General features: G+C 68.8%; 10 protein-coding genes and 2 pseudogenes. 6 read left to right on the top strand and 6 right to left on the bottom strand.

Features of this window, described 5'->3' with window-relative positions:
- Nucleotides 1-95 precede the first annotated feature (95 nt).
- The 3 genes and pseudogenes from TU31_RS35365 to TU31_RS40505 all read left to right on the top strand — a co-directional run.
- Nucleotides 96-1724: a class I adenylate-forming enzyme family protein gene (locus TU31_RS35365; protein ID WP_245698992.1), complete on the top strand. Its 1629-nt coding sequence runs from the start codon at nucleotides 96-98 to the stop codon at nucleotides 1722-1724.
- Between the two features lie 622 nt (nucleotides 1725-2346).
- The gene (locus tag TU31_RS35360; RefSeq protein ID WP_042162446.1) at nucleotides 2347-2970 is read left to right on the top strand and encodes a hypothetical protein; all 624 of its coding nucleotides are present in this window, start codon (nucleotides 2347-2349) and stop codon (nucleotides 2968-2970) included.
- A 112-nt stretch (nucleotides 2971-3082) separates the two neighbouring features.
- Nucleotides 3083-3327 (top strand): annotated as a pseudogene (locus TU31_RS40505) (IS630 family transposase); the annotation flags it as partial.
- A gap of 33 nt (nucleotides 3328-3360) precedes the next feature.
- Here the strand turns inward: TU31_RS40505 and TU31_RS35350 are convergent.
- The 3 genes from TU31_RS35350 to TU31_RS35340 form a co-directional block, all read right to left on the bottom strand.
- On the bottom strand, nucleotides 3361-4332 hold the full coding sequence (locus TU31_RS35350) for a GNAT family N-acetyltransferase (RefSeq protein ID WP_042162444.1): 972 nt from the start codon (nucleotides 4330-4332) through the stop codon (nucleotides 3361-3363).
- An 876-nt stretch (nucleotides 4333-5208) separates the two neighbouring features.
- Nucleotides 5209-5448, bottom strand: coding sequence for a hypothetical protein (locus tag TU31_RS40080; RefSeq protein WP_042162442.1), 240 nt, complete (start codon nucleotides 5446-5448; stop codon nucleotides 5209-5211).
- A gap of 85 nt (nucleotides 5449-5533) precedes the next feature.
- Nucleotides 5534-6187, bottom strand: a complete 654-nt coding sequence (locus tag TU31_RS35340; protein ID WP_042162472.1) for a DUF7691 family protein — start codon at nucleotides 6185-6187, stop codon at nucleotides 5534-5536.
- A gap of 801 nt (nucleotides 6188-6988) precedes the next feature.
- Here TU31_RS35340 and TU31_RS38925 point away from each other — a divergent pair.
- Nucleotides 6989-7288: a hypothetical protein gene (locus TU31_RS38925; RefSeq protein ID WP_158894869.1), complete on the top strand. Its 300-nt coding sequence runs from the start codon at nucleotides 6989-6991 to the stop codon at nucleotides 7286-7288.
- A 293-nt stretch (nucleotides 7289-7581) separates the two neighbouring features.
- Here the strand turns inward: TU31_RS38925 and TU31_RS35330 are convergent.
- From TU31_RS35330 to TU31_RS35320, 3 genes and pseudogenes are all read right to left on the bottom strand, one after another.
- A pseudogene (locus tag TU31_RS35330) lies at nucleotides 7582-7993 on the bottom strand (hypothetical protein); the annotation flags it as partial.
- Between the two features lie 567 nt (nucleotides 7994-8560).
- On the bottom strand, nucleotides 8561-9214 hold the full coding sequence (locus tag TU31_RS35325; RefSeq protein WP_042162468.1) for a response regulator transcription factor: 654 nt from the start codon (nucleotides 9212-9214) through the stop codon (nucleotides 8561-8563).
- Nucleotides 9211-10458 (bottom strand): sensor histidine kinase, encoded by a 1248-nt coding sequence (locus TU31_RS35320; RefSeq protein WP_078886134.1) that lies wholly within the window; start codon nucleotides 10456-10458, stop codon nucleotides 9211-9213. The genes TU31_RS35325 and TU31_RS35320 overlap by 4 nt, the downstream gene beginning before the upstream one ends.
- Nucleotides 10459-10626: 168 nt before the next feature.
- Here TU31_RS35320 and TU31_RS35315 point away from each other — a divergent pair, with 168 nt between their 5' ends.
- Both TU31_RS35315 and TU31_RS35310 read left to right on the top strand, forming a co-directional pair.
- Nucleotides 10627-11412 (top strand): polysaccharide deacetylase family protein, encoded by a 786-nt coding sequence (locus tag TU31_RS35315; protein WP_042162440.1) that lies wholly within the window; start codon nucleotides 10627-10629, stop codon nucleotides 11410-11412.
- 66 nt (nucleotides 11413-11478) lie between these two features.
- On the top strand, nucleotides 11479-12272 hold a 794-nt coding region (locus TU31_RS35310; protein ID WP_042162439.1), incomplete at its 3' end, for a class I SAM-dependent methyltransferase.

Below are 12272 nucleotides of genomic sequence, written 5' to 3'. Positions count from 1 at the left end.
TTCCATCAAGGCATGGGCATGGTACTTCGCCAGCTGATGGCCGAAGATGGCCCCCGTGAAGCCGCGGCTTCTGAGCAGCATGTTTGGATGTGTTGGTGATTGTTAACGCACAGCAAACATCCGAGCCGCGGACGTACTTAGACCGCATTCTGGAGCACTGGTACAAGGACGAGGACGCCGAGGCGCTCGTCCAAGGGGCGCAGCGGCTGACCAGGGGAGAGGCTCGTCGGCGGCTGTTCGAATTGGGGCATGCGCTGCGCGGGCAGGGTCTCGCGCCCGGCGACGGAGTGGGCCTTTTCCTGGCCAACCGCGTGGACTCCGTCCTGGTGCAGCTCGCCGTCCATCTCATCGGCTGCCGTGTCGTGTTCCTGCCGCCCGAGCCAGGACCCGGCGAACTCGCCGCGCTGGTCGAGCAGTCCCGGGCGCGCGCCGTGGTCACCGACCCGCTCTTCGCCGAGCGGGCCGCCGACGCGGCCGGCCGCAGCATCCACACCCCCGCACTGCTCAGCCTCGGGCCGTGTGAGCAGCAGTGCACGGACCTGCTGGCCCTGGCAGCCGAGTGCCCAGACACGCGCCCCGAGGGCGTGCCCGCCCCGGGAGCGGACGAAGCCGTCACCGTCCTCTACACCGGCGGAACCCTGGGCCGCCCCAAACTCGCCTCGCACAGCCACCGGCTCTACAACATGCTGGTGGACCTGGTGGAAGACGTCCCGAAGTACTCCGGCTCCGCGTTCTTCCCGACCATGGACCAGGGTACGGACAGGGTGCTCGCCGCCACGCTGCTCACGCACGGCAGCGGCCACCTCACCTCGCTCCAGGCTCTGGTGACGGGGTCCACCCTCGTCGTGCTGCCCGAGTTCGAAGCGGGCGCGGCGCTGACGGTACTCCGGGAGGAGCGGATCACCGCCACCATGTTCGTACCGCCCATGCTGTACGCGGTTCTCGACCACCCGGAGTGCGAGCCGGGCATCCTGCCCGAGCTGCGGCGGATCGTCGTCGGCGGTGCGGCCACGTCGCCCAGTCGGCTGCAGCAGGCGGTCGAGGTGTTCGGGCCCGTGGTCAGCCAGGGCTACGGGCAGTCGGAGGCGCTCGGTATCACCGCGTTCGGTGCGGAGGATCTCGCCTCGGAGGCAGCCGTGCGCCCCGAGCTCTGGCGCAGCTGCGGCCGTGCGATAGCCGACGTCGAGATCGAGATCCGTGGTGAAGACAGCACGGCGGCACTGCCCGTCAGGCAGGTCGGCGAGGTGTGCGTCCGTGGCGAGACGGTGATGCTCGGCTACTACGAGGACCCGGAGCGCACCGCGGCGGCGCTGCAGGACGGCTGGCTGCGCACCGGGGACATGGGCTATCTCGACGCCGAGGGGTACCTCTACCTCGTCGACCGGGCCAAGGACATCATCGTCACCGGCCGTACCAGCGACAACGTCTACTCCCGCGTCCTGGAGGACTTCCTGCTCACGCTGCCCGGTGTGCGCAACGCGGCGGCCCTGGGCGTGCCGGACGAGGAGTACGGGGAAGCCGTACAGATCTTCCTGGCCACGGCCGAGGGCGGCCCTGACGTCGACCCGGAGGCGGTCGGCGCAGCTGTGACCGGCGAGTTGGGCGAGCTGTACACGCCCCGAAAGACGGTCCTGCTGGACCAGCTGCCGACGACCAAGGTCGGCAAGGTGGACAAGAAGGCGCTGCGCACCGCGTGGGTGAGCGGGAGCTTGGACACGCCGTAGGCTCCGTTGTTGTGGATCACCTGGCCGATGCGGGGTCAAGTGCGTTGGGAAGACAGGGTCTTTGTGGCGCACCTGGACCGGCCCCCCTTTCCCCTGTGAAAGGGGAAGGACGGCGCTGCTGTCCTCTGGGTGCCCTGTGGGGAGGTCGCGGGAGCTGCGTCCGCACCGGAGCTTCCCGGCCTCGATCTCTTCACCGAGGGGCCCGTCGCCGGCTGGATCCCGGACGGGTGGCTCACCCTCGGTGAAGAGCATCCCGGCCTGAGGAAGCCCATCAGGCGTTCCCGAAGTGCGCGAAGGGCGTTTCAGGGCCCTCAAGCGCAGTGGCCCTGACCTTGGGGTTCTCAACTTTCATCAAGGCCCCACCCCTCCGGGCACCGCGACGGCCCACCTCCGCCTGCGCGGAGAGGACCTCGCCGACTTCAGCATCACCCTGAACTGCGTCGGTTCACCTCCGCCCGGGCGGAGGTGAACCGGTGCCGACGCAAGGCCGTGGTCGGCGCCGGGCCGGGAGACGCCCGCGGGGAACTCGAGAACGAATGTTCTCACCTGGTGTCCGCATCATCGGCGGCGGCGAATCGTTTGATCAAGCGCAATCCGACCAACCGATCATGGGACTCAATCCGTGAAGATCAGCACCGCGTGTAGGGCCGCTCTCCTGGCGGCATGCGCCCTGACCGTCCTCGCCCCCACCCAGGCCCTCGCGGCGCAGGCCCCGGCGTGTCCGAACAAGGCCGTCGCCTACCTCAACGCACAGGACAAGCAGGAGGACACCGAAGCCGCCGTGGACACTGCCCAGCGGGCGTACAACGAGGCCAAGGACGACCAGGCCAAGCTCGGCAAGACGGTCGACACCGGAGGCAAGCTTCTCCGCACCTTCCACGACATCTACGTGGACAGCCGCCCGGTGTACGACGCGATCATCAAGCTGGACAAGGCGGCGCAGAGCGGCGATGCCGCTGCCACAGCGGACGCCGCCGTCGCCGAGGCCGACGCGGCACAGAAGGTGCTCGACGGGGCCGGCCAGGCCAACAGCCCCCACGAGGAGATGGCGAGGACGTCCGCCAAGGGCCTGATCGAGCGGCTGCGTTCCGACGCGGAGACGGCGCGAAAGGCGATCCTCGCCAAGGACGTCCCAGCCCGCAAGACCGCCCTGGACAAGGCGATCTCCGACAAGGCCGCAGCGGACAAGGACATCCGGCCGAAGCGGGACGCCTACCGGGACTGCCTGGCCAAGGCCAACGGCTGAGAAGACGGAACTGGAGGGCCTCGCTCCCGTGCGCGGGAGCGAGGCCCTCGTGGCAGGAGCGAAGTGACAGGGAGCGCCAGAGAGGCCAAGTCGCGCGCTCAGTGGCCAGGACCCCGAGGTGCTGATCGCGATCGTCTGCGACAGCTTCTCCTTGCAACTGACCGCGAAGAGGCGCCAATGTGTCGGAGCCTGGGAGGCGGCGAACAGCGTCGAGATCGCCTACACGCCGACGAACTCCTCCTAGCTGAACCGGATCGAGGCCAGATCACAGCCCTGCGCTACTTCACCCTGGACGGCACCGACCACGTCGGCGACCGGTACCTACGCACGATCGCCGACGGGGCAAACGTTGCTTGATACGGCACTAGCGGGCCGAGCGCGACGGTGGTCTCAGCGCCAGTCGTCGATCACATACGCGTCGGGGTGGCTGTATCCGGGTTCGTTGGGCCTGTGCATGGTCACGCCCTGCAACCAGGTGCGGAAACCGCGGTGGATCATGCGACGGTAGGCATCCGGGCGCCCCAGGTTCATGCCAGCGTCCAGTTGCCCCAGCCCGCGCTCGGCGGCCAGCCGCTCGCATGCGTCGAGCAGTCGCTCGAACCGGTCGGCGGCCTCCGGACCAGGACGTACGGCACCGAATTTGATGAAGCACACGTCCACGCCAGCCTCCGACCCGGCTCCGCAGTGGCAGACGGCCAGGCCGTCGAGCTCGGAGCCGGCGCCATGGAGCAGGATGGTGTCACCGAGTCCCTGCGCATGCGCGGCCACGATCTCGCGTTCCAGGCTCAGGCCCTCGTACACGGCTCCGGTCAGTGTGCGACAGAGGCTCAGTGCGTCGGGCCGCTCGGCGGCGGGCAGTTCGCCATAGAGCACCCGGCCGGGGACTGCGGCACCCTCTGTGACCTGCTTCTTCATGATGGCTGTGAGGAATCGAGGCCAGAAACCGTACCGGCGATAGAGCTCAAGATGCTTGGGACTGTGCGCGAAGGTGAACAGGCCGAGGTGGCGATTCCCCCAGGCGTCGAAGCAGTCGATGACCGGCTCCATCAGACGCCTGCCGATGCCCTGGTCCCACAGATCCGGACGTACGGTCAGCGGTCCGAAAAACCCGACGCTGCCCCAGTTGGCGGCGAAGTTCGATCCAACTACTTCACCCTCGACCGTCGCCGCGAACGCCGCCTGTGGATCGGCCGCCCAACGGGTGCGGACGTAGTCGACGGTCCCGAACGGATCAGGTGCCCCCAGGAAGGTCCCGAAGGCGACCCTGCAGATCTCATCGGCCCCATCCAGGTCCGCCTCACCCAGCGGGCGGACTGATACCGGGGCCGCGCCACTCTTGCGCTCCGCTGCTGGTGGGACCATCATTCTCTCCTTCCTAGCCCCGTTCCATCGCACCACGGAGGTGCGCCGCAGGCGAGGTGAACGGTCCGGCGACACCCCCGAGGATCGAGGACCAAGCCGGTCTACCTTGCCATTCCGCGGGACCCGCAGCAGGTAGTCGGCGCCAGCGACCACCATGGCCGCCTGGATCGTCCTCTCCGACTCCACACGATGTAGTCATCACACACGTGATGACCTATAAGCGACCCGGGTCGGCTACTACGGGTGCCGACGCTCAGGAAAGCCACCCTGCCCGGGATGGGGAGTCAGCCGACGGGTGCTGTCCGTTCTCGGGGCCTGGATCAATTTCTGTGGAACGCTCACACTGTGTGACGTCGGGCAGAATCCGCGAGATCTGCAATACGGCGTAGCTCGGCCCGGTGCCCTGCCAGCGCCTTGCGGCCCGAAGAGGTGAGGGACAGCCACGTTCGCAAGTGGGAGTTCGAAGTCTTAGTGCACGTGTCGTCACCGCGTCCCTTCTCCGCGTGCTCGCAAGCGGAGAGACGGAGTACAGCTGTGCCCATACGTGACATTGCGCGTCGTCGTGACCCGCCACGCACGAACCCCCGCCGGAGCAAGCGACACTGTTGGCGTATCTGGCCCGCTGTGTTCCACTCCTCGCCCGCCGAGTTCTACTCGGCGGGCCGGAGGGCTGCCAGGTGAGACGTGCGAGTGGGGGCTCGTGGGACGTCTGTCCACCAGGCTGTGAGGCGGTGGGAGTTCATCGCGGTGGCTGCGAATTGGTGTTGCAGCCGGGCCATGGCCAGGCCGTGATAGCGGCGTCGCCGCAGGCCGAAAGCCCGACCCCTGGGAAAATGGTGCCTTCGGCACCGCCCCGGAACTCGCCCAACTCGGCGGTCACCGCGGCGCCGGCTGCTCCGGGTCGACGTCAGCGCCGCCCCCGGCCGTGACCAGGAAGATCTGTACGGCCTCTCCGTGCTTCTCGTCAGGCGCACCCAGAGCCGCCGCGTTGCGCACACCTGGCAGCGTGAGCAGACGGTGTGTCTTGCGCTGCAGCAGCGCGCCATCCGCGAGACCGTGGCCACCGTTCTGGCCTGACCGGCCCGTGGCCGGGTCAGCGACGGTGTCGTCGGCCATGCAAGAAGCACCACCGACCGGGCCCGCAGGGCACGGGCGCGGTGCGGATTTCATGGGAGGGCCATTTCATGGCGGCGATGGCACGTCAGCCCTTGATGGAGAAGAAGATCGTGTCCTGGGTGTACCAGTCGAGGTTCTTCGTGGCGAACTCCCACTCGGCGTGCTCGAATTCCAGCTTCTCGATGAGGTGTTGGGTGTCGTAGGTAAACCCGTCGTCCATCTGGCCCAGGACCGTGCGGTAGGCGTCGGCGGCGGGCTTGGCCTTGGCCAGCGGCCACATGCCGATGTGCGGGCCGTCCACGGGATACGGGATGTAGAAGGGGATCTCGTCGGGCGGCCCGGCGAACAGGTAGTCGTGGGGCAGGAGGTCGGCGCTCACCCCCAGGCGGCGAAGTTCGTCGTCCAGCAGGCTGAAGAAGGTGCCGGGCTTGGAGTAGACGCCCAGGTCGGATGGGTCAGAGCCGTTGCGGTCGATGATGAGCTGGAGGGCGGTGTAGTAGGCACCAGCCGCGTATTCAGCGTCTGAGCTGGCGTGGCCGGCTATGAGGTGGTCGAGGGCGTCCGGGATGGCCAGGCCCCAGTCGAGGCCCTCGTGGTCGAGGTCGCGCTGACGGGCTTGGGCGAGCTCGCGCATGACTCCGAGGTTGCGCTGCTGGTCAGATGTCAGGTTCCCGGCGGCCCCGAGAAATGCCACGACATCGGCTTTGTCTGCGGTGTTGAACGAGATGATTCGGCTCATGATCGCCATGCTGCCAGTCACCACTGACATCGGATCGTCCGGTAGGTTCTCGCGGGCCTTGATGAAAATTGCGAACCCCCAAGGTCAGGGCCACCGCCGCACCGCCCGTCTCCCCGGACTGGTCGGGCATCAGCATGGGGTCTGACTCAAGGCCCGCTCACGGCCGCCGCCCACGCTGCGGCGCGGTCCTCCCAGCAAGAGACGCGCACCAGCGCCTACAACGCGGGCAAGCGTGCCAGCGAGGCCGTTACCGCGGTAGCCAATCTGCAACGCGACGTTGACCGTCTGCACAGCGAGCTCGAAGACCTGCGCCAGGACATCGGGGAAGCGCTGGCACTGCTGCGTGCAACGGCTCCGGCCGGGGTCGGTGGCACTGCAGGGGCGCCGCATGCGGATGCTGAAGCCGACGCCGGCTTCGAGCCGGAGCCGACGGCCCTGCCTGGACAGAGGACTGGGTCGGAGAAGGAAGCGGTATCGACCATGGTCGACTCCTCGACCTCAGACGAGGTCCCGTCCACGGCGGAACCAGCGCACGCCGAAAGCGCGGCTGCCGCCGGGGTGGACGCAGAGCAGCCTGCCCCGGAAGCGGAGGCACAGACCGGACCGGAAGCCAACCTCCAGGAGGGAGAGGAGCAGGAGGCTCCTCGCGCGGCGCTGGAGGCTGGCGATCGGAATCCAGGAGACGGCGCCCCGGAGGGTGAGCCGTATCCCATCAGCGAGAGCGGTCGGATCTGGGCGATCATGAGGGCTGGAAAGGTCGCGTCGGCAACGTTGGTCTGCCACCGCGACACATGGGAGTTCGTGGCAGCACAGGTGGGCAATCACCCCCACTTCCGCACCCCGGCTCTGGAGGAACGCGACGGTGGCCTGGTGGCTGCGGTGCTCTCCGGCCGGTCCTTGGTCGCCATGCTGCTCTCGCTCTACCGTCTCGCGGTGAACTCCCGGCGCGCTGAGGGCACCGAGGAGCTGGTCTCGTATGCCGACTGGGCCATGGCCGCGCAGGTGTACTACGCGACGGCGCGGGTGCTGAGCCGAGCGTTCTGCGAAGAAGGTGATCCGGTCGTGGTGAAGATCGATGACCGAGTACCCGCTCGTCCGTAGGGGAGACTCACCGCGTTCGTGGGCGCTCTTCCAGCGCGGCAAGCCAGCCCCTGTGACTCCTCCTCGTCCGCGGTCAAGGATCTGCCAGAGCGAGCCGCCCGCGTCGGCATGACGTCAAGGAGCAGACCGGTCCGTAAGTGTTCTGGACTCGTCGCGTCTCCGCGGGGACGGTGTGCGCGCCGCGTCAACGAAGCTCCTCCAGAGCGGCTACGGCACGTGGGGAGTGGGCCATGTCGTATCCCAGCGAGGGGTAGGTGGGATCGTTCGGGCGGCCATCAGGGCGCTGACATTGCGTCAGCGAGGCGGAGGGCGAGGAGCTTGGTCTTCTGCGGCGGACAGACACACGCGAAGTTCCGCAGTCGCTGATACGCGCGGTACTGCTTGCGCTGGACGCGGTTGACGCCGTCTCCCAGGCCGAGGAGCACCTCGTCGACCGCCGCCGCCAGCTCCTCCAGCGCCGCACTCCGGTCGCCGCCCGTTCCCACCGTGACCGCCGGCCGGCTCACCGGCCGCGCGAGGGATGTCCGGCCACTGACGGACGCGACGGTCTCAAGGCCCAGAAGGTCGCTGCCAAAAAAGCGGTAGCGGACCAGGGCGATGCTCACGCACGGCGGGCACGCCGTAGCGCGTGAGATCGCCAGCGATGCAGATCAGCCTCGGCCCGCTCCACAACACCTGGGCCGCGGCCGTAGCCCCGAGCCCGTCACAGAGGTGCCAGGGCACCACCGGCAGTCGACATATTTGTGACAAGACACCCCGGTCCGCTCTCACATGAGCCAGACCCCAGCCGAGACAGCGTGGTGCGATTGTCCCTCTGGCGGCACAAGGACATGACCAGATCATTCCCGGGCGGCTTCGACGACACCGATACCCATGCTGACGGGGGGCCGGCCGACGAAGAGCTGACTCCTCGTTCACTCCTGACCGTTCCTGACGGGCACCATGCCGGCCGGGGTGTCGAGCAGGTCCGTTGATCCGCGCCTCAACGCCGCCAGAGAGCACAGCCCACAACGGCGCGAGCCCGGCACTGCGGGCCGCTCCCAGTACCGTCGCGCCCTCATCCTGGGCAGCCAGCTGGGAACGACGGCCAAAACCAGGCCGCCTCGACGAAAGACCCCGTCACGGACCCCGTCGCGCCGCCCTCACACCACGGTTGAGCAACGCCTTCACCGGGCGCCGAGCGGACCGCCACGAAAACGACATCTGCCTACCTGCGCGACCTCAAGTTGGCCCGTCACGGCCGAGGGCGGGTGACGCGGCACACCGGGTGCGTCAGCGGTCGCCCGCGTCGTGGATCAGGAGGGCGATCTGCACCCGGTTGTTGAGGCCGAGCTTGGTCAGGATGCTGGAGACGTGGGTCTTCACCGTGGGCACGCTGATGAAGAGCTCCGCGGCGGCCTCGACGTTGGTCAGACCCCGGCTGACCGCCACGGCGACCTCACGCTCCCGGTCACCGAGGACCGCCAGCCGCTCGCGGGCCGCCCGCCGCCGCTCGTCGGCATCCGACTCCACCGTCACGGCCGTGATCAGCTGATGGATCACGGACGGCGACAGGACCGGATCCCCCGCGGCCACCTTCCGTACGGCTTCGACCATCTCGCGTGGCGGGGTGTCCTTCAGTAGGAACCCGGCCGCGCCCGCACGCAGCGCCCGCACAACGTACTCGTCGCTGTGGAAGGTCGTCAGCATCACGACCTCGGGCGCGGGCGGCCGGCTGCGCAGCAGCCGGGTCGCGGCCAGACCGTCCATGACCGGCATCCGGATGTCCATCAGGACGACGTGGGGGGTGAAGGTGCGGACCAGGGGCTGCACCTCGGTCCCGTCCGCGGCCTCGGCGACGACGTCGATGCCGTCGGCCCCGGCGAAGAGCAGGCGCAGACCGGAGCGTACGAGGGGGTCGTCGTCGACGACCAGGAGGCGGATCATGCGGCCCACGGTAGCCAGGCCCTCAGGTGGTACCCGCCGTCGCCCCGGCCGTACGTGAGCCGGCCGCCCGCCAGCTCGGCCCGTTCGGAGAGGCCGATCAGGCCGAGGCCGCCGCCCGGTACGGCGGTGCGGGACGCCTCCGACGGGACGGGGTTGCTCAGTTCGACCGAAAGCCCCTCCGACGGCCCGCCGGTGACCTCCACCCGCACCTCGGCCCCCGGCGCGTGCTTGCGGGCGTTGGTCAGACCTTCCTGGACGATCCGGTGGACCGTGCGGCCGGTCAGCGCGGCCAGCTGTTCCGAGGCGGTGACGTCCAGGCGGGCCCGAATGTCCGTACCGGCCTCGCGGCTCTCCGCGAAAAGCCGTTCCAAGTCGTCCAAGTCCGCCTGTGGCCGGGTGCCCCCGGTCTCCTCAACCGTCGGGGCGCGCAGCACCCCGATGACGGTGCGCAGTTCCTGCAACGCCCGGTGCGCGCTCTCCCGGATCACGGCAGCGGTGTGCGCAATCTCGGCCTCGGGCGCCCCCGGACTGAATTCCAGGGCGCCCGCGTGCAGACTGAGCAGCGACAGCCGGTGGCCGAGCACGTCGTGCATCTCCCGGGCGATCTCCTCCCGCGCCGCCCGCTGCGCCTCCTCGGTGCGCCGGGCCGCTTCCGTCTCGGCGCGGTCGACGCGCTCGTGCATCGCGCGCACGAACAGGCCCCAGCCGACCGCCGCTGCCACCAGCGCCACGCCGAGCAGACCGGCCAGCATCTTCTCGGCGGTGAACGCCGAATACGAGAGCCACATGGACACCAAGTACGCGTAGTGGAGCAGGAAGGGGGCGAGGGCGAGGCCAGCGACCCAGGCCGTGGTGCGCGTGGGGCGGTGCACCGCGACAGTGAAGACGGCGATCAGGGAGGGCAGCAGGAGAGGGTAGAGCAGGCTGGCCAGCAGCAAGCCGATGGCCACCGCTGTCGGCCACCTGCGCCGCCACCACAACACCCCGCAGAAGATCACGGCTCCCGTCCACTCGTGCGGGGAGAGCCAGGTGAGACCCAGCGAGACGAATACGGCGTTGAGGGGCCAGAAGTCGAACTGCGGGAGGAGCACAATGCCATCACCCGCGATCCCCGTCGTGAAAGCGGCCACCAGCACGGCCAGCGCGTCGATCGCGCGAGTGGCGAAGGGAAACCGGCCGCCCGGCCTGGGGCGAGGAGAGGACCCCGGATCGAGGGCGGGAGACAGGCGAAGGACATGGCGCATGCCCGCCACGGTAAGGGCACGGCGGCCGTCCACCGCCCCCGGGAACCGTGCTCCCGGCTCGACCATACTTAAGGAGGAGTGGTACCGGGAGCACGATCCTCCCTCTGGCGGCCCGGGCGGGACTTCCTGCCGATCCCCGCTGGTCAGGACGTTCATAGCGTCGTCGGCATGATCGTTGGACGAAAGAAGATCTGGCTCGGCGCCGCCGCGTCACTGGTGGCCGCCGCGTCCCTGGCAGCCGGTGTCCTGAGGCCGGATCGCATATCTCCCGGCGAGGCACGGTCACGGGCCTCGCACACCGAAGCCCGGCCCGCAGCGGGGACGACGGCCTACGGCGGGGCCGTCGACTGCGGCGAACTGCGATGCATCGCCCTCACCTTCGACGCCGGCCCGGGCAAGGACACCCCCGAACTGCTCGACCTGCTCAAGAAGGAGCAGGTCCCCGCGACGTTCTTCCTGCTCGGCGAGGACCACGTGCGAAAGCACCCCAAGACCGTACGTCGGATGGCCGCCGAGGGGCACGAACTGGCCAACCACACCTGGTCGCACCGCATCCTCACCGATCTGGACGCGGAGGGCATCCGTACGGAACTCGCCCGCACACAGGACGCCATCGAGCGGGTGACCGGCTGCAAGCCCACCCTGATGCGCCCGCCCCAGGGGCGGACCGACCGGGAAGTGGCCCGGGTCAGCCGGGAACTGGGCCTGGCGCAGGTGCTGTGGAGCGCCACCGCGAAGGACTACTCCACCACGGATTCTGCGCTCATCACCCGGCGGATCCTCGACGCCGCCGACCGTGACGGGATCATCCTGCTGCACGACATCTACGGCGGCACCGTCCCGGCGGTCCCCGGCATCATCGCCGAGCTCAAGCGGCGCGGCTACACCTTCGTCACCGTCCCGCAGCTCCTGGCCCCGGGGGTCGCCGAGCCCGGCGCGGTCTACAAACCCTGACCTCTTTCCCTTCCGCCTCCTTCCTCCCCTGCCTCTTCCCCTGCTCTCTCGCGATTGAGGACCTCCATGCCCAAGAAGACAGCCGCTTCCCTCTCGGCCAACCGCGCCGCACTCTCACACCGCGTCGCCTACGCCCTGCGCCATCCCGAACGGGTCCCCCCGTACCTGCGGCGGTCGGCGCGGGACACCTGGCTGCGGCTCAAGCACCGGGACCACGTCTCGTACTACCGGGCCGTGATGGCCTCCGATACGGGCCGCAACCCGGAGGCCGCGGTCGGCAGCAAGACCCATGAGCGGTGGCTGGCACTCGGCCGGATGCAGTTCGACTATCTGCTGGAGCACGGGCTGCGCGGCGACCACCGGATGCTGGACATCGGCTGCGGCAACCTGCGGGCCGGACACCACTTCATCGCCCACCTGGATCCGGGCCACTACTACGGCATCGACATCTCACCCGACATCCTCGTCTCGGCCAAGCAGACGCTGACGGAGTACGGGCTGCAAAGCAAGCTGCCGCACCTGACCATCACGCAGGACCTGACGCTCGACTTCCTGCCCGACGCCCACTTCGACGTGGTACACGCGCACAGCGTCTTCTCACACTCCCCCATCGGAATCATCGACGAGTGCCTGGGCCATGTGGGGCGGATCCTGGCGCCGGGAGGCTTCTTCGACTTCACCTTCGACCGCACCGAGGGCGTCGAGCACCAGGTATTGCGGGAGGACTTCTACTACCGCACCGAGACGCTGATCCGGCTGGCCGAACAGCACGGACTGACCGCCCGCTTCATGGACGACTGGGAGACGCGGCCGCACGGCCAATCGAAGATCCGGGTCACGGCACCAGACGGTTACCAGGC

It is taken from the genome of Streptomyces lydicamycinicus (assembly GCF_000829715.2).
GTDB classification, from domain to species: Bacteria; Actinomycetota; Actinomycetes; order Streptomycetales; family Streptomycetaceae; genus Streptomyces; species Streptomyces lydicamycinicus.
This window is presented reverse-complemented; position numbering and strand designations above follow the sequence as displayed.